Source organism: Thalassospira sp. A40-3, from assembly GCF_015871485.1.
In the GTDB taxonomy this organism is placed as follows: domain Bacteria; phylum Pseudomonadota; class Alphaproteobacteria; order Rhodospirillales; family Thalassospiraceae; genus Thalassospira; species Thalassospira tepidiphila.
This window is the reverse complement of record NZ_CP065428.1, coordinates 2,783,912-2,805,315: the sequence shown is the minus strand read 5'-3', so window position 1 is coordinate 2,805,315 and position 21,404 is coordinate 2,783,912. Positions and strand designations below refer to the sequence as shown.

20 protein-coding genes, 1 other RNA gene and 1 pseudogene are annotated in these 21,404 nt (G+C 55.0%); 13 read left to right on the top strand and 9 right to left on the bottom strand.

Annotated features, from left to right (window positions below):
- Positions 1-92 precede the first annotated feature (92 nt).
- Positions 93-731 carry a glutathione S-transferase family protein gene (locus IT893_RS12980; protein ID WP_197145406.1) on the top strand — a complete coding sequence of 213 codons (639 nt, stop codon included), beginning with the start codon at positions 93-95 and terminating at the stop codon, positions 729-731.
- Between the two features lie 92 nt (positions 732-823).
- On the opposite strand, the gene IT893_RS12975 is transcribed toward IT893_RS12980, so the two are convergent.
- From IT893_RS12975 to IT893_RS12955, 5 genes are all read right to left on the bottom strand, one after another.
- Positions 824-1,381: a peroxiredoxin-like family protein gene (locus IT893_RS12975; RefSeq protein ID WP_062957986.1), complete on the bottom strand. Its 558-nt coding sequence runs from the start codon at positions 1,379-1,381 to the stop codon at positions 824-826.
- A 124-nt stretch (positions 1,382-1,505) separates the two neighbouring features.
- Positions 1,506-2,129, bottom strand: a complete 624-nt coding sequence (locus tag IT893_RS12970) for a bifunctional 2-polyprenyl-6-hydroxyphenol methylase/3-demethylubiquinol 3-O-methyltransferase UbiG (protein ID WP_197145405.1) — start codon at positions 2,127-2,129, stop codon at positions 1,506-1,508.
- Positions 2,130-2,238: 109 nt separating this feature from the next.
- Complete coding sequence (locus tag IT893_RS12965; RefSeq protein ID WP_197145404.1) at positions 2,239-2,820, bottom strand: TetR/AcrR family transcriptional regulator; 582 nt, start codon at positions 2,818-2,820, stop codon at positions 2,239-2,241.
- 117 nt (positions 2,821-2,937) lie between these two features.
- Positions 2,938-3,462, bottom strand: coding sequence for a dihydrofolate reductase (locus IT893_RS12960; protein ID WP_197145403.1), 525 nt, complete (start codon positions 3,460-3,462; stop codon positions 2,938-2,940).
- Positions 3,462-4,256, bottom strand: a complete 795-nt coding sequence (locus tag IT893_RS12955; protein WP_197145402.1) for a thymidylate synthase — start codon at positions 4,254-4,256, stop codon at positions 3,462-3,464. Before IT893_RS12955 ends, IT893_RS12960 begins: the two co-directional genes overlap by 1 nt.
- Positions 4,257-4,306: 50 nt before the next feature.
- On the opposite strand from IT893_RS12955, the pseudogene IT893_RS12950 reads away from it, so the two are divergent.
- From IT893_RS12950 to IT893_RS12920, 6 genes and pseudogenes are all read left to right on the top strand, one after another.
- Positions 4,307-5,026 (top strand): annotated as a pseudogene (locus IT893_RS12950) (putative glycolipid-binding domain-containing protein).
- A gap of 77 nt (positions 5,027-5,103) precedes the next feature.
- Positions 5,104-5,471, top strand: a transfer-messenger RNA (tmRNA) gene (ssrA, locus tag IT893_RS12940).
- Between the two features lie 139 nt (positions 5,472-5,610).
- Positions 5,611-6,150: an SspB family protein gene (locus tag IT893_RS12935; RefSeq protein ID WP_008892065.1), complete on the top strand. Its 540-nt coding sequence runs from the start codon at positions 5,611-5,613 to the stop codon at positions 6,148-6,150.
- Between the two features lie 180 nt (positions 6,151-6,330).
- Positions 6,331-7,947, top strand: a complete 1,617-nt coding sequence (locus IT893_RS12930) for a fumarate hydratase (protein ID WP_197145400.1) — start codon at positions 6,331-6,333, stop codon at positions 7,945-7,947.
- 153 nt (positions 7,948-8,100) lie between these two features.
- Positions 8,101-9,021 (top strand): DMT family transporter, encoded by a 921-nt coding sequence (locus IT893_RS12925; protein ID WP_197145399.1) that lies wholly within the window; start codon positions 8,101-8,103, stop codon positions 9,019-9,021.
- Between the two features lie 232 nt (positions 9,022-9,253).
- Positions 9,254-10,687: a methyl-accepting chemotaxis protein gene (locus tag IT893_RS12920; RefSeq protein WP_197145398.1), complete on the top strand. Its 1,434-nt coding sequence runs from the start codon at positions 9,254-9,256 to the stop codon at positions 10,685-10,687.
- A gap of 18 nt (positions 10,688-10,705) precedes the next feature.
- Here IT893_RS12920 and IT893_RS12915 read toward each other — a convergent pair whose 3' ends face one another.
- Complete coding sequence (locus tag IT893_RS12915; protein ID WP_252723949.1) at positions 10,706-11,905, bottom strand: AbrB family transcriptional regulator; 1,200 nt, start codon at positions 11,903-11,905, stop codon at positions 10,706-10,708.
- Between the two features lie 32 nt (positions 11,906-11,937).
- Here IT893_RS12915 and IT893_RS12910 point away from each other — a divergent pair, with 32 nt between their 5' ends.
- On the top strand, positions 11,938-12,684 hold the full coding sequence (locus IT893_RS12910; RefSeq protein ID WP_252723948.1) for an alpha/beta family hydrolase: 747 nt from the start codon (positions 11,938-11,940) through the stop codon (positions 12,682-12,684).
- Positions 12,685-12,751: 67 nt separating this feature from the next.
- Here the strand turns inward: IT893_RS12910 and IT893_RS12905 are convergent, their stop codons facing one another.
- Positions 12,752-13,189, bottom strand: coding sequence for a VOC family protein (locus tag IT893_RS12905; RefSeq protein ID WP_197145397.1), 438 nt, complete (start codon positions 13,187-13,189; stop codon positions 12,752-12,754).
- Positions 13,190-13,313: 124 nt separating this feature from the next.
- On the opposite strand from IT893_RS12905, the gene IT893_RS12900 reads away from it, so the two are divergent.
- The 4 genes from IT893_RS12900 to IT893_RS12885 all read left to right on the top strand — a co-directional run bounded on the left by IT893_RS12900 (position 13,314) and on the right by IT893_RS12885 (position 17,227).
- Positions 13,314-14,018, top strand: coding sequence for a YafY family protein (locus IT893_RS12900; protein WP_008892071.1), 705 nt, complete (start codon positions 13,314-13,316; stop codon positions 14,016-14,018).
- The gene (locus IT893_RS12895) at positions 14,002-14,358 is read left to right on the top strand and encodes a TfoX/Sxy family protein (RefSeq protein WP_197145396.1); all 357 of its coding nucleotides are present in this window, start codon (positions 14,002-14,004) and stop codon (positions 14,356-14,358) included. Before IT893_RS12900 ends, IT893_RS12895 begins: the two co-directional genes overlap by 17 nt.
- A gap of 140 nt (positions 14,359-14,498) precedes the next feature.
- Positions 14,499-16,451, top strand: a complete 1,953-nt coding sequence (locus IT893_RS12890) for a bifunctional diguanylate cyclase/phosphodiesterase (protein WP_197145395.1) — start codon at positions 14,499-14,501, stop codon at positions 16,449-16,451.
- Positions 16,452-16,615: 164 nt separating this feature from the next.
- Positions 16,616-17,227 (top strand): hypothetical protein, encoded by a 612-nt coding sequence (locus IT893_RS12885; RefSeq protein ID WP_197145394.1) that lies wholly within the window; start codon positions 16,616-16,618, stop codon positions 17,225-17,227.
- 12 nt (positions 17,228-17,239) lie between these two features.
- Here IT893_RS12885 and IT893_RS12880 read toward each other — a convergent pair whose 3' ends face one another.
- Both IT893_RS12880 and IT893_RS12875 read right to left on the bottom strand, forming a co-directional pair.
- A complete protein-coding gene (locus tag IT893_RS12880) occupies positions 17,240-19,297 on the bottom strand; it encodes a SpoIIE family protein phosphatase (RefSeq protein ID WP_197145393.1) in 2,058 nt (685 codons plus the stop codon).
- 3 nt (positions 19,298-19,300) lie between these two features.
- Positions 19,301-19,606: an STAS domain-containing protein gene (locus IT893_RS12875; protein ID WP_063090454.1), complete on the bottom strand. Its 306-nt coding sequence runs from the start codon at positions 19,604-19,606 to the stop codon at positions 19,301-19,303.
- Between the two features lie 182 nt (positions 19,607-19,788).
- Between IT893_RS12875 and IT893_RS12870 the strand changes: the two genes are divergently transcribed.
- Positions 19,789-21,399, top strand: coding sequence for a sigma-54 dependent transcriptional regulator (locus IT893_RS12870; RefSeq protein WP_197145392.1), 1,611 nt, complete (start codon positions 19,789-19,791; stop codon positions 21,397-21,399).
- Positions 21,400-21,404: the final 5 nt, after the last annotated feature.

The window sequence follows — 21,404 nt, the reverse complement described above, 5'->3', positions numbered from 1 at the left end:
GTCTGTCGTGTGGTTTACATTGTTGGGAAACAAGGGGAAATTGCCGCCGGATTTCAAACATAATCACACGCGCAAACGCAGGAGCCTTAAGAATGCCATCACAGCGGAACTTGACCTTTTATCACGCGGTACCATCACGCAGCGGTACCGTACATTGGATGTTGCAGGAACTGGGCATTCCGTTTGATGTCAAACTCATCGACATCCGGGGTGGGGAGGGGCAAACGCCGGAACTCCTGGCCCTCAATCCGCTCGGCAAGGTGCCATCCATTGTGCATGGCGACACGGTCGTAACCGAGGCTGCCGCCATTTGCTGCTATCTGGCCGATCTGCATCCAGAGGCCGGCCTGGCCCCGGCATTGGATGATCCGAAACGTGGTGAATATCTGCGCTGGTTGTTCTTTTCACCGTCTACCATCGAACCGGCCATGATCGACCGCGTGCGCCAGTACACGGCAGAAGACAGCAGCCAGAATTCCTATCGCGACTGGGAAACGCTGGTGCCCATTCTGGTCGATTTTGTTGGCAAGGCCGACCCGTGGCTGATGGGGAAGAACTTCACCACTGTTGATGTGGTGTTTGGTTCGACCATTCGGTTTGGCTGCATGTTTGGCATTCTTCCGAAATATCCGGAATTCGAGGCCTACATCGCCCGGATTGATGCCCGCCCGGCCTATCAGCGCGCACAGGAACTGGATGCACCGCATTTTGCCGCTGCGATGGCGGGTTGATCGTACCGATCCAATTGTATGAAGAATAAAAGGGCCGGTTCCTGCGCTTTGGAGCCGGCCCTTTGGTATTTTATCGGCTTTAAAAGGTGTGCTTAGGGATTGGTATGATCAATCACTTCGCCGCGTGCCGGATAGTTTTTGGCAATGACGAAATCAAGCGCGCCAAGGATCTGATCAAACGCCGGACGGGCAAACGGCATGGTCTGAACAGTCCCGAAATAAAGCGTGCCATCCGGACGCACCAAAAACAGACCAGGTTCCGAGAAAACAGCAGGTTCTTCATAACCGCTTGAGGTCACACCGTTGGAGGTCGAGATATAAAGACCCCATTCGCGCGCGTTATCAAGATCAAGGCCATAGCCAAGATCAACGTTCTCAAGCTCCCACTTCGCCTTGGCTTCGGTCGCGCGATCTTCGCCATCGGACGAAACGACAACTACGTTCACGCCGCGCTTGGCAAAGTCTGCAAGCTTGGTATCGAGGTCCTTGAGGTATTTGCCACAGATCGGGCAATGCAGGCCGCGATAGAAAACGACCATGGTGAAGTTTTCCGGGCTTTGGTCGGCAAGCGACCATGTGCCGCCACCGACAAGCGGGACGGACAGGGATGGCACCTTCTGGCGCGGCATCAGCGGGGTAATTGCAGACATTTCGTTCCTCATGACTTGGGTCAGGTTTACTTGAAGATGATTATGGAACGATCATTCTATAAATCAACAACAAAGAACCGTCATCACTGAACCGTGATGGCGGATGTTGTCTCGGGAAGTGCTGTTATACCCGCTTGGCGACGATGAAACGTGATCCGGTGCTGGCTGGATATGAGCCGGTTTCGATCACCTCAAACCCGGCAGTGTGGATCATGCCCTCAAGGCGGGCATAATTCAGAAAATGAACGCGCGGCGCCTTGCCAAGTTTTTGCATGACCCAGATCAGGGGCTTGAGATACCAAAGCTTTTCACCAAGGCAGGGTGTTTTGGTAATAAACATGCCACCCGGCTTGATGACCTTATGTAGCGCGGTAATGGCGTCTTCGGGCTGATCAAGCAGATGCAGGATGTTAAAGCCAAGCACCACGTCAAAGCGCTCTGACCCTTGGGCGATGTCATCAATCGTCTTTTGGGCAAAGGTGACATTGTTGGTCGCCTGATCTTTGGCCTTGCCTTGGGCAATTTCGATCATGCGTGCGGATATATCGGTGGCGGTCAGGTGCCCGACACCATGGGCAAGTTTCAGGGCCGTGGTGCCGGTCCCACACCCGATTTCAAGCACGTTCTGATCCGGGGAAAGATAGGCGCGCGTGCGATCAAGGGTTTGCGCGTAGGCGGCCTCGTTGCCGATCGGTTTGCGGGCGTATTTATCGGCGGCAGAGTCCCAGAAAGTGTCGCTGCGTATCATGATATATCCGGCTTTTGCACCCGATGTGCGGACATTGAAACAAGCGCGTGACTATCAAGGAGTGCAGGACAATGCGCAACCAGAAACGGTTACGAAAAATCGCGCAGGTTTAGTCGAGTGCGGCCAGAATGGTTTCGCAATAGTCGTTCAAGGTTTCCTGATCCGCACCACGGCGCGACATCAGCTGTACGCCCTGGAAAGAGCCAGCCAAAAAGCGTGCAAGGGCCCGGACATTCTTGCCTTTGGCAATTTTGCCCTGACCAATTGCGCGGTTCAGTGCGGCGGCAAAGGTATCCTCGGCCCGGCGGAATGCCTGATGGGCGATGGCGGCGGTTTCCGGATCGTGCGGGGCAAGCTCCATGCCCGAATTCACCATCAGGCAGCCTTTGTGTCGTCCCTCTGCGGTGCCGGTTTTGGCCGCGTCACGGAATGTCTTTTCAATCGCAGCGCGACCATCTTCGATGTTGCGCAGATCGGCAAAGCGTTCAGTGCTGATTTTCTGGCTGTAATGATCAAGGACGCGCAGGAACAGTGCCTTCTTGTCGCCAAAGCTTGCATACATGCTCGCCCGGTTCAGGCCGGTTTCATTGACCAGATCCTGAATAGAGGTCGCTTCAAACCCCTTGCTCCAGAAGATGTTCATGGCGTTATCAAGAACGCTTTCTTCATCAAACGCACGTGGCCGTGGCATTGGCAGTTCCTTCGATCAGATCCGTACTTTGGAACGAATGTTCTGTAATTGCTTTGAAGATGGGCCGACTGCGCCGCAAAATCAATAACAGCTTGTGATTTGCCCGTAATCTTGGGTTTACGACGCGATCCGATCCAGGGTTACAAAGCTGTAATCCGGGCCGTTAGGATTATCGATTTTCTGGCGCTTGGTTTCGCGCCATTGATCAGCGGGCAGCGGATCAAGGAAGGTGTCGCCTTCGATCTCGGCATGGACTTCGGTCAGCTCATAGCGTGTCGTAAAGGGCAGGGCGAGGTGATAGATCTGCGCACCGCCGCCAATGATCACTTCATTGACTCCATCGCGCACGGCGATTTCGTCTGCCAATTCAATGGCTTCTTCGATATTGTGACAAACCCTCACATTTTCGTGGTCAAAGGACCAGTCAGTGTCGCGTGTGACAACAATCGATGTGCGTTTGGGAAGGGGACGGCCGATCGCCTCGAACGTTACGCGCCCGATGATCATCGGTTTGCCAAGGGTGAGTGCCTTGAACCGTTTGAGGTCTTCGGGCAGTTCCCACGGCATCCAGCCATCCTTGCCAATCGCGCCATTGGCGGCCGCCGCAACCACGGCAACCCGTTTAATCTTTTGACCGCCCATCAAACAGCAACCTTTCCGGCAATATGGGGATGGGGGTCATAGCCGGTCAGTTCGAAATCATCATACTTGAAATCAAAGATCGATTTGACGGCGGGATTGATCTTCATAGTCGGAAGCGGTCGGGTATCGCGCGACAGCTGTTCTTCGACCTGATCAAGATGGTTGGTGTAAAGATGTGCATCGCCAAGGGTATGGACAAAATCACCGACGTCCAGGTCACAGACCTGCGCAATCATCATGGTCAGCAGCGCATAGGATGCGATGTTGAATGGCACACCCAGGAAAATATCCGCACTGCGCTGATAGAGCTGACAGGACAATTTGCCATCGGCGACATAGAACTGGAACAGGCAGTGACATGGCGGCAAGGCCATGTTGGGCACGTCCGCAACGTTCCAGGCCGAGACGATCAGGCGGCGGGAATCGGGATTATTTTTGATCTGGTCAATCAGGCCGGTGATCTGGTCGATGGTTTCACCGTTCGCGCCTTGCCACAAACGCCACTGGCCACCATAAACCGGGCCAAGGTCGCCATTCTCATCGGCCCATTCGTTCCAGATGCGCACACCATTATCCTGCAGATATTTGACGTTGGTGTCGCCATCAAGGAACCACAGCAATTCATGAATGATCGATTTCAGATGCAGCTTTTTGGTCGTCACCAGCGGGAAACCCTTGGAAAGGTCAAAGCGCATCTGGTGACCAAAGATCGAAACCGTGCCAGTACCCGTCCGGTCTTCCTTGCGCGTGCCGGTGTCACGCACCAGACGCATCAGATCAAGATATTGCTGCATGCTCAGTCCTGCATTTTAAGAATCACTTTTGTCGCAGCATAGTCAGGTCGATGGTCACGGGCAAGCGACGCCATCCGATCTTTGCCGGACCGTTATTTGAACTGTTTCTGCTGACAGGAGGTGTCAGGAGTGGTCAGGTAAACTTGGGAACAGTGGATATACTCAACTATCTGAATTTTGGGCGCGTTTGGCGTATGGGAGTGTTGATCTTGCAAGAAACTGTTCAGTGGGTTGATTGGGATGGAAAGGGGCTTGAGCACTGTGTCTGTCGTTCTGATCCGGACGGGATAGAGCTTGAAGGAGTCGTGGTCGGGACGCGGCATGGTAATTATGGCGGGTCTTACCTTGTGGTGACGGATGCTGCTTTCGCGACACGCGAGGTCAAGGTAAGTTATGTCGGCGGGGCGCAGATGCATGTGACCTCGGACGGCAAGGGAAACTGGTTTGACTGCATTGCAAAGCGGGAGTTGCCGTCTTTGGCGGGGTGCTTTGATGTCGATATCGGCATAACGCCCGCGACAAACATGCTTCCGATCAAACGATTAAAACTGGCCGAGGGCGAAGCGCGGGAAATCTCGGCGGCCTATGTGCCGCTTCCAAGCCAGATAGAGGGCGATTTCCTGCCACGTAGTGCGCCATAACGTTACACCTGTCTGATCCCGGATCGTCGCTACCGCTATGAGGGGCTTTTTCGCAATTTCTCAGCAGAGCTTGAGATCGATGATGCGGGGCTTGTGATTGATTATCCCGATACCTTCCGCCGAGTGTGATATCGCGTAAAACGGGCAATCGGACTTTGCCGGAGCCCGAAATGTTCCCGCAAAAATCAAAAAAAGATTTCCCGATTCCCCTTGTGAAAAGGGGGGCATTTGCCCTATATAGGGGCTGTCGGGGCAACCCGACTACGGCGCTAAACTGCGTGACAGAATAGGCTTTACGGACCCGGGGGCGGTACCCGGCGGCTCCACCAAATTTATCGGTTGTCCGACTCAGACAATCTTCGTGGGGCCGAAATAGGATCGACGTGAGCAGTAAAAGTCAATGTGGGCGCTCGGCATGGTACCACCGCATCGGGCCAATGTTTGTAAATGCAAACGACAACAATGCTCCGGTTGCTGTTGCCGCCTAAGCGGTACTAGCACCAAAGCGAAATTCCGATTGCCGGGAGCGGTAATTTGGTGGGGGACGGGGCACCTAGCAACAGAACGCCCCACTCTTGTATTTCTTTCCCGCTTCGTTATGAATAGAGTGATTATCAAACACGCCAAGATGTAATTGGCGTGCAGAGATGCTATATGACAATGACGGGACGCGCTGGACATTGCCGGTGGTTCCGCCAGATACAGGATTACTGATGCAAGAACCGGAAGAATTCCGCTACGATCTTATGGTCGACCAGGCGCTGCGCGGTGTGGTGAAAGATATCCTCGCGCGTGTGGCCGAAGAGGGCCTTTTCGGAGAGCATCACTATTACATCACGTTCCAGACCAACCATCCCGGTGTGGCCCTGCCTGAAAGCCAGCGCAAGGCGCATCCAGACAACATCACGGTTGTCTTGCAACACCGGTTCTGGGATCTGAAATCCGAAGATGATCACTTCTCGGTCGGAATGAGCTTTGATGGCATGCCGACCACGGTTGTCGTGCCCTATGACGCGATGCTGGCCTTTGTCGATCCGTCCGCCAACTTCATGCTGACATTCAGTGTCGAAGAAGAAATGGATGACGCAGATTTCGACTATGACGAAGATGATGATCTTGATGCCGATCTGATTGAAGGCGAAGACGGTGCGCCGACGCTCGTGACCGAGCCATCCAAATCGCGCAAAAAACCCAAGCCGGATGCCAATGAAACCGGCGAGGTCATCGCACTTGATGCGTTCCGCAAGAAATAGAAGATTTACAGGGCGGGCTTGATCCGCCCTTTTTCTTTGCCTGATCCCCGTTGATGTTTCCCGCGTCCGGGGCAGGGCGTATTACGCTAATGTATCGTGGCAATTTGATCCATTTGGCGCTAAAACCAGCCACACATAGAACAAACCCACCTTGTTTTTGAGAGAGACGAGAACCTTCCGATGAGTGATTTTGTCTATAAACCCATGTTTGAGCAGGGGAAGGACACCACCCCTTACCGCAAGATCGGGGACGAGGGTGTTTCGACCGTTGACGTCAATGGCGAGACCTATTTGAAAGTCGAACCCGAGGCGATCGAGAAACTGACCCTTCAGGCTTTCTTTGATTGCTCGCACCTTTTGCGTCCGGGGCACCTCGAACAGTTGCGCAAAATCCTTGATGACGAAGAAGCCACCGCCAATGACAAGTTCGTGGCGATGGATCTTTTAAAAAACGCCTCCATCGCATCGGGCGGCGTTTTGCCGATGTGTCAGGATACCGGTACGGCCATTGTCATGGGCAAGCGCGGTGGCAAGGTCATCACCGATGGTTCCGATGAAGAAGCCCTGTCCAAGGGCATCTGGCAGGCCTATCAGAAACACAATCTGCGCTTTTCGCAGGTATCGCCGAAAAACATGTTCGAGGAAAAGAATACCGGCTCGAACCTTCCGGCGCAGATTGATCTCTATGCGACCAAGGGCGATGAATACAAATTCATGTTCATGGCCAAGGGCGGCGGGTCTGCCAACAAGACCTTCCTGTTCCAGCAGACCAAGGCGCTTCTGAACCCGGAAAGCCTGCGCAAGTTTCTCGATGAAAAAATCCGTACGCTGGGGACCTCTGCCTGCCCGCCTTACCATCTGGCGGTCGTCATTGGCGGTACCTCTGCCGAGGCGTGCCTTAAGACCGTGAAAATGGCGTCAGCCCGTTATTACGATAACCTTCCGACCGAAGGTGGCGATCATGGTCAGGCCTATCGCGATCTGGAATGGGAACAGAAGATCCTTGAGATGACCCGCGAAATGGGTATCGGCGCGCAGTTCGGTGGCAAGTATTTCTGCCACGATGTGCGTGTGATCCGTCTGCCGCGTCATGGTGCAAGCTGCCCGGTTGGTCTGGGCGTGTCGTGCTCTGCCGACCGTCAGATCCTGGGTAAAATCACCAAGGACGGTATCTTTATCGAGGATCTCGAACATGATCCGGCGAAGTACCTGCCGCAGGTCACCGACGAGCATCTTGATGACGAAGTGGTCAAGGTTGACCTGAACCGTCCGATGGATGAAATCCGCAAGCAGCTGTCGCAATATCCGGTCAAAACCCGTCTGTCGCTGACCGGGACCGTGATTGTGGCCCGTGACATCGCGCATGCCAAAATCAAGGAACGCCTTGATGCCGGCGAAGAGATGCCGGAATACCTTAAAAATCATCCGGTTTATTATGCGGGTCCGGCCAAAACGCCAGAAGGCATGCCTTCGGGTTCATTCGGTCCGACCACGGCCGGGCGTATGGATGCCTATGTCGAACAGTTCCAGGCCGCAGGCGGTTCTTTCGTGATGCTGGCCAAGGGTAACCGGTCAAAAGCGGTCAAGGATGCCTGTGCCAAGTATGGCGGGTTCTATCTTGGCTCTATCGGTGGTCCGGCTGCCCGTCTGGCGCAGGATTGCATCAAGAAGGTCGATGTTCACGAATATCCGGAACTTGGCATGGAAGCCGTCTGGAAGATCGAAGTCGAAGACTTCCCGGCCTTCATCGTCATTGATGACAAGGGCAACGACTTCTTCGCCGAATTCGGCATCTGATCAGAAATCAGTTCTCTGAATATGCAAACGGCGCGGGGGAAACCTTGCGCCGTTTTTTATCTTGCATAGCTGACCTCAGGTCAAAGGGGTTGCTGCGGTGCGCAAGAAATGCTCTGATTTGGGCAAAATCAACCCCTTACTGGATAACCTGTTATGTCTGAAACTTCCGCGCTCTCTGCCACCGGTGCGACGGAAAGCCGACTGGTTGGTGTGACCGCCGCACTTGCGACGGTTTGCATCTGGGCCGGTTGGCTGATTGCCACCCGCTATGCCATGACGTCAAGCTTTACCGCTGTTGATATTGGCCTGATGCGCTTTGTTGTGCCTTTTGTCCTGCTTGCCCCGATCTGGATAAGAAAAGGCATCTGGCCCAAGGGCCTTTCCATGACCAACGGGCTTTTGATGATCGTTGGTTCCGGCGCGTTTTATACCCTGATGGTTGCTAGCGCCCTTGAGTTTGTCCCGGCAAGCCATGTTGGCATTCTTTTGCCCGGTGTCATGGCGGTCTGGGCGGTTCTGATTGCCATGCTTTTGTTTGGTGAACGTCCGGGCAAGGTCCGCATTGTTGGCTATGCCGCCGTGGTGATTGGTGTGGCCTCCCTGGTGGCGCTCAAACCGGCCGGTGTGATCAGTGATGACATGCTGATGGGCTATGGCCTTGTGTCGGCCGGGGCGTTTATGTGGGCGTGCTACACCCATGCCATGCGTCAAAGCGGCCTGGGCGCGCTTGAAGCCGCGTCCTTTGTCGGGTTCTGGTCGTTTGTCGTGATGGCGATTATCGCGCTGTTTACCGGCACCACCATTGGCGATGCCCCGATGGGGGATATCATGATGTTGCTGACTGCCCAGGGGCTCCTGGCCGGGTGTGTTGCCGTGATTACCTATGGCCTTGCCGTGCGCCATATCGGATCGACCGGGGCATCGGCCTTTGGCGCAATGACCCCGGCCCTGACAGCACTTGGCGGTGTGATCCTGTTGGGGGAACCCGGCAACCTGGCACTGGTTCTGGCAGTGGTTCTGGTGATCCTTGGCGTGATGACGGCGTCTGGTGTGTTTCGCCGCGTACGAATTTAGGCCCGCGAACTGACTGTTTTTCAATCAGGGCATTTTCACCATCTGATGAACATCAATTAAGTGTGCTGCACGTGCGAAATATTCTTTTCGCGTGTGCAGCTTTAGGTTATTGTAATGCACGTGATGGCAACGGCGCCACTCACCCAATGATTTATCGGCAGGCAACGAGGCTTGCGCAACTTTGTCAGCGTCTTTTGGTGACGCTCGACGGTTATGCCTCGGAGTTAGTCAAATGCTTGCTGGTTTTATTCGCTCTATTTCCCCTGAAAACGATCCTGAATTTAACGGCCCCAATCGCAAAACCAGCATGACTGATATCCTGCGGCTGTTGCGGACGGTCAGTGCTATCGCCGATGAGGCCGCAGACAAGGAAACGGCGGTTACCCAAATCCTTTCGGCAGTCTGCAATTATTGTCAGTGGCCGGTTGGGCATGCGTATCTGCGTGTGGATGACAAACTTTCGTCTGCAGGTATCTGGTCAATCAGTTCTTCGATTGCGGCAGGTGACATTGCCGAATTTCGCACCCAGTCCGAACAGACTGTGTTTGCGATCGGGCAGGGCCTTATTGGCGCTGTCGCGGCAACCGGTTCGCCTGTGTGTATCGCCGATGTCACCGTGAAAGACGGCTTTTTGCGTGCAGCGGCGGCGTCCAGAAACGGGCTGCGTGGCTGTTTTGCCCTGCCAGTCAAGCTGGAGGGGCAGACAGAGGCCGTCATTGAATTCTTTAGCCCGGGCGTCGCACAGCTTGATGATGAAATGCTTGAGCTTCTTGGGTTTATTGGCGGGCAGGTTGCGCGTGTGCTGGAACGTGAACGCGTCATTCGGTCGCGTGAGGCCCTGGCATCAAGCTTTGAGTCGCAAGTTCAGGGAACTGTTGGCATGGTGGCGGCGGCTGTCAGTCAAATGCGCGGTGCGCTTGACGTTTTGGCCGAGAGCACAGATCAAACCCGGAAATGCAGTAGCGGCATTGATGATGCGACAGGGCGGGCCATTTCACGGATTGAAGACGTCGCAGACCAGATGGAAAGCCTTAAAGATGCGTTGGCCGTCGTTGGTACGGATGCGTCCGAAACCGTCAAGATTACCTATGATATGGGCAGTCAGGCCCGCGAAATGCGCGCCGGATTTGTCGCACTGCAAGATCGTGCCGCTGATGCTGAGAAGATGCTGGCTTCCATTTCTGCCATCGCCGCGCAGACCAAGATGCTGGGCCTGAACGCTTCGATTGAGGCGGCGCGCGTCGGTGAGGCAGGCAAGGGGTTTGCGATTGTCGCCAAGGAGGTCAAGGCGCTTGCGGGCCAGTCTGCCAGTGCGACCGAGGATATCGCCCGCTGGATGAGTGAAATACTCAATGCGATTTCTAAAGCGGGTAACGATATCGAACAGATTGCCTTGGCGATGGATAATCTTCAGAACCGGGCAGAGGCGACAGCGACACAAGCCGATCAGCAAACAGAAACCTGCGTTTCGGTTGCATCATGTGTCGATGCCGCGGTCGCAGACTCCCGTTTGGTTGGTGAGGGTGTCTCGGAAATTACCGCAGCGATAAAACACAGTGAGCACGTATCAAGCGAGCTTGGTAACGCTGCCCATGACCTTGAAAAACAGGGTGCAGAGTTAAGCGCCCGCGTCGAAGGGTTTGTTGGCAAGATACGTATCGCCTAGTGACCTAGGTTGATCCGTTCATCCGATTTTTGACGTGATGGGGGTGCGCCGGGCGACCAGCCGTGCCAGTGGCGGCCCAAAGGCCAGCACCATGAAAAAGCGTGTTGCCTGGAGCACGAGGATGAAGGACAGGTCGACATTCGTGCTGGCCGCGATAATCGCAACAGAATCAAGGCCGCCCGGGCTGGTCGCGAGATAGGCGGTCAGTGGATCAATATCCATGAAATACACCAAAAGCCCCGAAATCCCGGCACAGAAGCTGATCAAAACAAAGATCGATAACAGGATTTTGGGAAGTGCGTGTGCTGCGTGGCGCAGGACCGGCGGGGTGAATTTCAAACCGATCACCCAGCCGATCATGGCGTAGGTCAGGCCCAGAAACCATTCCGGCAGGACGACATCGAAAAAACCGCTGACATGCAGGATCATGGTCACAATGATCGGCACCAGAAGCGGACCGGATGGCAAACGTACTTTTTGGCCGACAAAGCAGCAGGCAACCACCAGACTGAGTGTCAGCGCAAAACCGACCGGGTCAAAAGCCGGGAACCAGTCATGGGGCCCCATGGCAGCCAGCGTTTCCGGATCAACCCAGAAATTGGCGACACTGGACGCGACACCGACAACGATCACCACCCGCACATATTGCATGAAGGCGACAAGCCTTGCATCCGCGCCAAAGGCGTCTGCCATGATCACCATGGCCGATGCCGCACCCGGCGTTGATCCCCAGATGCCTGCGGTTCCGGGCAGGACCTGTTTGACACACAGGATCCAGCCCAAAAAACTGCTGGCAAGCAAAGTGATGCCGGTAACGCCAAGGATCATCGGCCAGTCCGTTGCAAAGGATGTCAAAATCCCGATGGTCATCGAACCACCGATCATCACGCCCAACACCGATTGTGCGCCAAGATAAAGTTGCTTGGGGGCGGCAATGGTTGCGCCGTTGGTGCCCATCAGAATGCCGATGATCATCGGACCTACCAGAAGGGAGGCAGGCACTTTCCAATGATGGAGCAGAACCGAAAACACGACGGAGGTCGAAATCAGTAATAACCACTGGACCGGTTTCGGCAGACGGCCAAGCCGTTCTTTGGGGGGATTTATGATCGGTGACGTTGGTTCGGATGACACGATGCGGCCTTTGTCATGGATTGAAGGCATCTGATCGCGGGTGGCGCGATGTGATGGCGTGCTGGCGCCTGTGGGGGGCGTCAAGGTGGGGATCACAATTATAGCCAGCTTGTGCGATGGATGCGAGTATTTGCGTGATCCCGCCGGATGAAGGCCATGTCGGACTTGGAGAATATCGGCGGGTTCTGTATGACGTTAATCAATATGCGGCAGTCTGTGGGGAACCTGTTTTGAGCACCGATCCGATCCAGTTTCAGTTTGATGGCGATGAAGATGCTGCCCGAACGATTGTTCTGGCCCATGGGGCAGGGGCCGCTATGGATAGCCCGTTCATGAACGAAATGGCGGGCGAACTGGCCAAGGCGGGCCTGCGCGTTGCACGCTTTGAGTTCCCCTATATGGCCAAACGCCGGATTGATGGCAAAAAGCGCGGACCGGATCGGGCACCGGTTTTGATCGACTATTACGGGGAAGCTGTTCGCGCACTCGGCGGGCCAGAGAAGTTGATCATCGGTGGAAAATCCATGGGCGGACGGATCGCCAGCATGGTGGCAGATGATCTTGGTGTCGCCGGTCTTGTTTGCCTTGGTTATCCGTTCCATCCACCGGGCAAGCCTGAAAACCTGCGTACAGAACATCTTAAAACCATGAAAACGCCAAGCCTGATTTGTCATGGCACGCGCGATCCGTTTGGCAGTCCGGACGAGATTGCGGGTTACGGGCTTTCGGATCGTATTGCGCTTCACTGGGTTGAAGACGGCGAACATGACTTCAAGCCTCGCAAAAGTTCCGGACGTACCCAAAGTCAGAACATTGCCGATGCCGCGACGGCGATATCCCGGTTTGCAAAGATGCTCGGTTAAAAGAAACGGCCCGCCACGTGGGCAGGCCGTTGGCAGAAAGTTTGCGGGGCTTGGTGCGCGAGGGAGGTCAGGCAAGTACGCCTTCGCCGGTCTCCTTGAACTGCTGGGCATATTCAGGCGAAAGTTCGGCGGTGGCACTTGCGATGTCGATGCGTACGCCATTGGGATCAAGAAGGGCAAAATGGCGCTGGCCCCACGGTTCATCGCGAAGATCAAGGGCAAATTCAAACCCGGCTTCGCGCAATTCGTCCGCCGCATCGCGGGCTTCTTCGACTTCCAGCGTAAGAACCGTTCCTTCACCGACGGTGGCTGCCTGGAACATGGGCGGCTGGGTTTCGTGTCCCTGTTTCATCAGGCCAAGCTGAACGGATGGTGCGGACGGCCAGACAAGCTGGCAATACCAGTCACCGTCAAAGACCGGTGTGAAGCCAAGCTTTTTGTAAAAGGCGCGGCTTTGGGTGAATTTTTCGGTGATGATGATCTGATAGGCGTTGGTGACTTTCATCGTCATGCTCCTGACGTTGGGGGTAAATCCTGTCCCGATTTGTCAATGGTTGCACATCCCTCCTGACAGGAGCCTGTCAGGAGCGGTATGATAATTTTTGGGGCAGGATGACAAAGGAGTGATCATGAGACGGGCTGACCGATTATTTCGCCTTGTTCAAATCTTGCGCCGCCGCAAACTGTGCCGCGCATGTGACCTGGCCGAGGAACTTGAAGTTTCCGAACGCACCATTTACCGCGACATTCGCGACCTTGCCGCATCGGGTGTTCCGGTCGAGGGGGAGGCAGGCGTGGGCTATATCCTGCGCGATGGGTATGACTTGCCGCCGCTTATGTTTGATGCTGACGAGATCGAGGCGCTTGTTGTTGCGGCCCGCATGGTTCAAAGCTGGACCGATCCGCAAATGGCACGTGCCGCCGGTGATGCCCTGACCAAGATCGAGGCGGTGTTGCCCGAAAAAATCCGTGGTCTGGTCGGGGGTGTTCCGATTGCGATTGCCGAAATTGCACAGGAACCGATTGCCATTTCGATGCCGGACCTCAGGCGCGCCATCCGCGAACGGTTTCTGATTGATATCGATTACACCGATGCAAAGGGCGACAATACCCGCCGCCGTGTCTGGCCGCTTGGCATGTTGTTTTTTGGCAGTACGTGGCTTTTGGCCAGTTGGTGCGAATTGCGCGAGGCCTTTCGCGTTTTTCGGGCCGACCGGATTGCCCATATGGAAATATCGACATCGCGCTTTCGCCCGGTTCCGGGGCGGTCATTGCGTGATTATCTGATTTCCGAAGGTGTTGAAGGCGAGATCCTTAATGGCATCGGTCGATAGCGAGTTCGTTATGCTGGTGTCAGAGCTGCTGGCACCTTTGGGGCATATCAGGCCCAGACGGATGTTTGGCGCCGTCGGGCTTTATTGTGACGGCGCCTTCTTTGCGATCATTTCCGATGATGTCCTGTATCTCAAAGGAGACGCGCAGACCAAGGACCGGTTTGATGCGATGGAGATGCAGCCATTTGCGGTGCCGTCGGGAAGGCCGGTGACCCTGTCTTATTTCGAAGTACCCGGTGAATGGCTTGATAACGAAGAACAAATTCTTGAATTTGCCACGTTGGCGCTTGGGGCTGCGCGCCGTTCACAGGCACAAAAGGGCCGAACTGCCAAGACGTAACCAGGCCTTGGCCAAAGCAAACAGATCCCGGGATATTCGGGGCAGGGGTATTTAGACGCCGCTTGCAATCAGTGATGTTCGGTCGCACTTTTCCTGTATAGTATTTTTTCGGGATAAAGAACGCGTTAGGTCTGGGACAAGTGGCAGCCGGTAGTTTCTGGCAAGGTTTTGCCGACACGTTAAAAATTCGGACAGACAAGCCGGAACTGTTGCGCGCGCAGGTTGGTGCTCTTTCGCGTCAGATACCTGTCCTTTATATGCTGCTGCTGGCCAACGCGGTGGCTCTTGCCTATACCCATTACGGAACAGCACCCGACTGGATGACAGTCCATGCAGTGATTGTTCTCGGTGTCATTTGTATTTTTCGTGCGGTTGCCTGGAACCGGGCCCGCGTTGATATTGATGACGTTGATGTCTGTATCAAACATCTTAAGCGCATCAGGGTGCTGGCGGTGGTGATATCCGTCCTGTTCACCCTTTGGGCGATCACGATGTTTGATTATGGCGACGCCTATCAGCGCGGCCACGTTGCCTATTTCATATCGATCACCGTTGTTGGCTGTATTTTCTGTCTGGTGAATTTCCCGCCTGCGGCATTGCTGGTTGTGGCGATTGTGCTGGGCACCTTCGTGTTCTTCTTCGGCACCAGCGGCAACGAAGTCTATGTTGCGATCGCGGTCAATATGGCGCTTGTGTCGTTGATGATTATTCAGATCATCCGAAGCTTTTATGCCAATTTTTCTGGCCTGATCCAGACCCAGAACGATCTTGAAGCACAGCACCAGACGATGATTGAACTGTCGCGCCAGAACGAGGCATTGGCGCTGATTGATCCGTTGACCGGTTTATCCAACCGCCGGGCCTTTTTTTCCGTGCTGGAAGATACGGTGAATGCTGCCGCCGAGAATGAAACATTCGCGGTGGCGATGATTGATCTGGACGGTTTCAAGCCTGTCAATGACGTGCATGGTCACCCCTCGGGCGATGAGCTGTTGCAGCAGGCGGGCAGGCGGCTTCGCAAAGTCCTTGGTCACGATACGCTTCTGGCGCGCTTGGGCGGCGATGAGTTCGGATTGCTGCTTAAGGGCTATGACGATGCACTCGAACTGATTGCTCTTGGCAAGGAGCTTTGTGACGCGCTCAATCGCCCGTTTGTCCTAAATGGTGTGACCGTGCAGGTTTCGGCATCACTGGGGTTTGCGACCTATCCCACAGTGGCGCGCAGCCCGAACGGCCTGTTCGAGCGGGCTGACTTTGCACTTTATCATGCGAAAAAGAATGCACGTGGCGAGGCGGTTTTGTTTGCCGCCCACCACGAAACATTGATCCGCCATGACTCCCAGATCGAACAGGCGCTGCGCAAGGCGGATTTATCGACCGAGCTCAGACTGCATTACCAACCGGTATTTGATATTCGATCCGGGCAGGTAAGCTCGCTTGAGGCGCTTGCGCGTTGGGAAAGTGCGCAGATGGGGGCGGTTTCGCCAGGCACGTTCTTTCCGGTGGCAGAAAAGACCGGCCAGGTCGGTTTTCTGACACGGGTTCTGTTCGAAAAGCTGATGGTCGATATGCAGGACTGGCCGGAAAACCTGCCTGTATCGTTTAACCTTTCGGCGCGCGATATTGTTCTGTCCGATACGGTAGAGTGGCTGATCGACGAGATCAAAAAGCATCGCATCGACCCGGGAAGATTGACCTTTGAAGTCACGGAAACGGCGTTCTTGCGTGATTTTGAGGCCGCCCGGACCAGCATCCGCTATCTGCGCGATCATGGCGCGCGCATTGCCCTTGATGATTTCGGCATCGGTTATTCCAGCCTGCGCTATGTCCACGAACTTGAATTTGATGTGCTCAAGGTTGATCGCAGCTTTGTCGCCCCGCTGTCGCATAACGAACGCAGCCGCCGTATCGTCAAGACGGTGATTGATATGTGCCAGAACCTTGGCATTGATTGCGTGCTGGAAGGGATCGAAAACGACAGCCAGCGCGATGTGATCATCACGTTGGGAGGGCGGCTGATGCAGGGGTATTTCTTTGCCCGCCCGGTTCGCGAAGTCAAACTTGATGCGTTGGCCGAAGGTGTTGGCAAGTGACGTCGGGCCAAGTGCCGAAAACCTCGGCCCTTGGATGCGATAAGCTGCGACTCGGTTAATCTTCCTGCAACCAGATGGCGCTACTCTGTCCAAAGCGGGAACGGTACTTTGTGAAATGACACAACCACCGGTCCCGATTTTTGGCGGGAACGAGGCCGTTGACCATGTCGTCGCAGACAGAGATTTTGCAAACATCCGCAATGGCGATTACGGGCGATATCGAGCTTGCCCCGGAAATCCGTACCCGTCTGCGCGGTCTGATCGACAGTCTTCCCGACCAGCCCGCCCGCCTTCGTGTGCTGGGCCACGTTCTGCTTGATCTTGGTCTTTGTGATCTTGCGCTGAATGCGTTTGGCCGGGCTTTGCTGATTGATGATCTTGATGGGGCGACGCATCTGGGCCTGACACGGGTTTATATCCAGACCGGCCGCCGTGATCTTGGGCTTGAACATCTTGAAATCGCCATCAGCCTGCGCCCCGATGCGCGGGAGTTGCGCGTGCTTGCCGCTGATTTGCTGGGATGCCGGGACAAGATGCGTGCACTTGATCAGCTTGGTGCTGTTCTTGCCGCCGAACCCGATCATGCCGGCGCACGCAAGGGACTTGCCAACCTGATACGTACCGTGGTTGCAAGCCGTATGCATACCGTTTCGCATGATGACCGCGAGACCCGACCGCAACCGACATTCGATCATACACAGGTCATTTGGGGTGATGTCGAGCCGTTTGGCGACCTGATCCAGTCCACCATCGGTCGTGGGTGCCGCGTTTCCTGATCCGGCAGGTTTCTAGCCAGCAGACGGGATATTTGCGGCTTGCAGGGAAACGATCGTGAAATCATCATCAAGCTTTGCCGGTGCACGGTCCATGAACTGATCGGCAATCTGTGCGGCAAGGTCAATGTCACGACCGCCTTCCAGAACGGTGTCTTGCAACATCTTGAGCAAGCCTGCCTCACAGAGAAACTGACCATTGTCCAAGGTTGTTTCGATCAGTGCGTCGCTGTAAAGCAGCAGGAAACTGTCCTTGTCGAAAGGCACTTCGCGGGTTTCATAGCGGGCGTCCCTGATAACGCCAAGTGGGACCCCGGAACCATCAAGATAGCGTGCCTCGCCAGTCGCAGTGTTGCCCAGAACAGGTGACGTGCAGGCAGCACTGGCATAGGCAAAGGTGTTGTTCTGTCGATCAACGATGCCATACAGCATTGTCGCATATTGCCCGACAGGCAAAAGCCCCTTGAGGTGGCGATTAAGCCGCTGCAAATACACATCCGGCGTCTGATCGTCGACTTGTTCTGACCATATCAGGGAATGCAGGCGGAATGTGTTGAGTGCCGCACCAAGCCCGTGGCCGGCGAAATCAACGATATAAACGCCAAGCCGATGGGCATCAATTGGTACTAACCCCCACATATCGCCACCGAGTTCCGAGGACATCTGGAATGTCGCACTGATCCGCAAGCCGTAATCCATGCCGACCCCACGATAGTGTTCCGGTGTCGGGTTCAGGTTTTCCTGCATGTTGCGCGCAAGTTCCAGTTCTGACTGGGTGCGTGCCTGATAGGCTTGAAGTTGCTGCACCAGCAGACGATTTTCGAGATGGATCTTGGTGCGGGCGATCAGTTCTGCCTTGTTGAGCGGTTTGAGGATAAGGTCGGTTGCCCCGTCATCGAAAATGCGCGTGCGTCCTTCGTTTTCTTCAAGGGCGGTTTGGGCGATGATCGGTGTTTTTGCAAAGGCAGGATCAGCACGGACGGCCTTGCACACGGCATAACCATCCAGTTTCGGCATGATGATATCAAGAATGATCAGATCGGGATTATGCGCCTTGATCTGGGCAATTGCATCTTCGCCATCCTTGGCAAAAACCAGATTGGTAAACCCGTCAGCCCGAAGGTAGGACGCAATGATTTCACGCGACAACAGAGTGTCGTCGGCAATCAGGATGGTTGCGTTCTGCGCAATGCGCAGTGCATCGGGCGACGTCGTCAGGCGCGTTTCAAGATCATTGAGGTATGCCGTGTCGCCTAACGCCGTCGTGCTTTGACTGTCATCAAAAGTCAGTTCGATCGTGCGGCCATTCCGCAGGAAATTCACAGAGTGACACAGGCTTCTGATCAGGGGGAGGCCGCGGCCAAAGGTCGTGTCCTTACGCGAAATCGGGGCGGTTGCGTTTGCATCAGGCGGTGAAAATCCGTTGCCCTGATCATTGATGGTGATAACGACTTGGCCATTTTTGCGCCGACGTGCTGTCAGGATAATCGCACGGGCGCCATGGTGGCCGGATGCAAGGCGGCGTTCGGTTTCTTCGCCGAGCTCCTTGAAGCGATCCATCGATAGATGGCCGCCGGTTGCAAGTTCGAGATTGCCATGTATGAGCGAGTTGGCGAATGCTTCCTGCACGGCCATTTCAACCGAGGACGCGACGCCATCACCAATCAGACCGCGATGCCGAAGGCTGGTCACAAATTTGCGCGCCACCGGCAAATGATAGGCGCTGCGTGTTGAAAGACAGACCAGCAGGTCATGTTTTGGCAGTGATTTCTTACCGACCAGCGGTGCCAAGTCGCCAAGGTCGAGTTCCGGGAAACATTCAACAAAGGTGTCGCAATTCAGACGGATCAGGCTGCCAAGCCAGTCGCGACCGACCTGTGATGGCAAGATACAAAATGAAAAACGCCGTTGGCTGGAAAAATCCTCGGGCGATTGCCCGGATATGTATTTGGCTCCAGCTTCGGTCGCGTCCCACAGGTTTATGCCCGCGACAAGCTTTGAGAGGTCCTGTTGCGCGACGGAGTGCGGCACGGCAACCAAGTACTTTGCACGTGAGTCTCGGCCAACAGGCATTGATTAGTTTTCCAGCTGGAACAAGGTATCAAAGCGGGCAACTTCAAGCATGCGCTTGACCTGTCCCTGTGCGCCACGCAGGATGACGTTTGTGTTGGATTTTTCGCCCTCGTCGCGGGCAAGCAGCAACATGCCAAGACCGGCGGAATCAATGAAATCGACACCGGAAATGTCCAGAACAAGCGTGGATGAGCCATGTCCGCGAACTTCTTCGATCAGTTTGCGGAAGCTCGAATGATCGCCGAATGTGAAGCGACCGGTCACTTCGACTGTGGTTGTTCCATTGGCGAAATCTGTCTTGTAATTCAAGTCTGGACTCTCCTTGAAGCGTTTGGCCGGTGGCGGAAACCCGGCCAAGACTATGCTTTTCTTAACGTTAATCTGATTGTGTATGGTTTGGGTAGTGACTGCAATACATGTTAGTAGTTGTTAGATGAGCAACACTATCGGTATGCTGACCTACATTGGTATATCGGGATACGAACAAGAAAATGCCAGAGCAGGCACGCATTGTAATTGTGGAAGATACGCTGTCGCTGGCGCGCGTGTATCAGGATTACTTGCGTGCCGACGGTCACGTTGTTGATCACGTCGTCAGTGGCACAAACGCCATAGAACGATTGCGCCATGATCCGCCGGATGTCCTTGTTCTTGATCTTATTTTGCCCGATATGGACGGGCGCGAGGTTCTTCGTGCTGCCGCGCAAATCGCACCGGATTGCAAAATTGTTGTTATCACGGCCCACGGATCAATCAATGTCGCGGTCGAGGCGATGCGCGAAGGGGCATGGGATTTCCTGTTAAAACCCTTCACTGCTGACAAGTTGCGCGACACCGTGACCAAGGCGATCAAAGGTGCGCCCGCCCTTCAAAGTGCCCCGGATATTGATCTGGAAAGTCCCGACGCCGACGAGATGTATTTCGACATCATCGGCGGGTCGGAAAACATGCGTGATATCTATCGCATTATCGAAAATGCTGCCCCCAGCCGTGCGACTGTCTTTATCACCGGTGAGTCCGGTACGGGTAAGGAACTCGCCGCCGAGGCAATCCATCGTCGTTCGGAACGGGCAAAGGATCCGTTCATTCCGCTGAACTGTGGTGCCATTCCCAAAGACCTTATGGAAAGCGAGATTTTCGGTCACGTCAAAGGGGCGTTTACAGGTGCTGTTTCCGACCGCGAAGGGGCAGCACATCGTGCGGATGGCGGCACGCTGTTTCTGGATGAAATTTGCGAAATGGATCTGGACCTGCAGACCAAGCTTCTGCGCTTTATCCAGACCGGGTCATTCCAGAAAGTTGGCGGCAGTTCTATCGAAAAGGTTGATGTGCGCTTTGTCTGTGCGACCAACCGCGACCCACTTGAAGAAGTGCGTTCCGGGCGGTTCCGCGAAGACCTTTATTACCGTTTGCACGTTATTCCGCTGCACATGCCGCCTCTGCGTGATCGCGATAACGATATCCTGCAAATTGCCAATTTCTACCTGCAACGCTTCACGCGCGAGGAAGGCCGCGATTTCGAACGGTTCAGTCCCGAAGTTTCCGCCCTGTTTGCACGGTATTCCTGGCCGGGCAATATTCGCCAGTTGCAAAATATCATCCGTAACATTGTTGTGCTCAATAACGGGACCGAGGTGGCGCTTTCAATGGTGCCAAGGCCGGTCAATAGCGGCACTGACGGTGACCAGTTCGGATCGGGGACGATCGAGGCCCCGCCACCCCATCCGGTTGTTTCAAACGAGCCGGGCGGTCCCGGGCGTCATTGGGCCGGTGATCCGGAGGCGCTGGCCTTTCTTGCCGGTGCCCGGCAAATGCGCAAGGTTGTCGAAAACCATAATTCCGGGCGCAGCAACCAACTGCTTGGTGCTGGTGCGGGCGGCAACTTTGGGGACGAAGATCAAACTGCATTGTCGCCGTCAGCATCTGGTTCGGGAAGGCTCGGATTTGGCGAGATCAAGCCGCTTTGGCAAGTTGAAAAACAGGCGATCGAAGAGGCGATTGAGCGTTGTGGCGGATCCATCCCGCGTGCAGCCGATGCCCTGGGGGTTAGCCCGTCGACAATCTATCGTAAAAAGCAATCCTGGGAAGAAAGCGGCCTTTAGGTCAT

What these genes read in the sequence shown, in the direction of transcription:
- IT893_RS12980 (WP_197145406.1), top strand. Translation starts at nt 93, where the DNA reads ATGCCATCACAGCGGAACTTGACCTTTTATCACGCGGTACCATCACGC.
- IT893_RS12975 (WP_062957986.1), bottom strand. Translation starts at nt 1,381, where the DNA reads ATGTCTGCAATTACCCCGCTGATGCCGCGCCAGAAGGTGCCATCCCTG.
- IT893_RS12970 (WP_197145405.1), bottom strand. Translation starts at nt 2,129, where the DNA reads ATGATACGCAGCGACACTTTCTGGGACTCTGCCGCCGATAAATACGCC.
- IT893_RS12965 (WP_197145404.1), bottom strand. Translation starts at nt 2,820, where the DNA reads ATGCCACGGCCACGTGCGTTTGATGAAGAAAGCGTTCTTGATAACGCC.
- IT893_RS12960 (WP_197145403.1), bottom strand. Translation starts at nt 3,462, where the DNA reads ATGGGCGGTCAAAAGATTAAACGGGTTGCCGTGGTTGCGGCGGCCGCC.
- IT893_RS12955 (WP_197145402.1), bottom strand. Translation starts at nt 4,256, where the DNA reads ATGCAGCAATATCTTGATCTGATGCGTCTGGTGCGTGACACCGGCACG.
- IT893_RS12935 (WP_008892065.1), top strand. Translation starts at nt 5,611, where the DNA reads ATGCAAGAACCGGAAGAATTCCGCTACGATCTTATGGTCGACCAGGCG.
- IT893_RS12930 (WP_197145400.1), top strand. Translation starts at nt 6,331, where the DNA reads ATGAGTGATTTTGTCTATAAACCCATGTTTGAGCAGGGGAAGGACACC.
- IT893_RS12925 (WP_197145399.1), top strand. Translation starts at nt 8,101, where the DNA reads ATGTCTGAAACTTCCGCGCTCTCTGCCACCGGTGCGACGGAAAGCCGA.
- IT893_RS12920 (WP_197145398.1), top strand. Translation starts at nt 9,254, where the DNA reads ATGCTTGCTGGTTTTATTCGCTCTATTTCCCCTGAAAACGATCCTGAA.
- IT893_RS12910 (WP_252723948.1), top strand. Translation starts at nt 11,938, where the DNA reads ATGGATGCGAGTATTTGCGTGATCCCGCCGGATGAAGGCCATGTCGGA.
- IT893_RS12905 (WP_197145397.1), bottom strand. Translation starts at nt 13,189, where the DNA reads ATGAAAGTCACCAACGCCTATCAGATCATCATCACCGAAAAATTCACC.
- IT893_RS12900 (WP_008892071.1), top strand. Translation starts at nt 13,314, where the DNA reads ATGAGACGGGCTGACCGATTATTTCGCCTTGTTCAAATCTTGCGCCGC.
- IT893_RS12895 (WP_197145396.1), top strand. Translation starts at nt 14,002, where the DNA reads ATGGCATCGGTCGATAGCGAGTTCGTTATGCTGGTGTCAGAGCTGCTG.
- IT893_RS12885 (WP_197145394.1), top strand. Translation starts at nt 16,616, where the DNA reads ATGTCGTCGCAGACAGAGATTTTGCAAACATCCGCAATGGCGATTACG.
- IT893_RS12880 (WP_197145393.1), bottom strand. Translation starts at nt 19,297, where the DNA reads ATGCCTGTTGGCCGAGACTCACGTGCAAAGTACTTGGTTGCCGTGCCG.
- IT893_RS12870 (WP_197145392.1), top strand. Translation starts at nt 19,789, where the DNA reads ATGCCAGAGCAGGCACGCATTGTAATTGTGGAAGATACGCTGTCGCTG.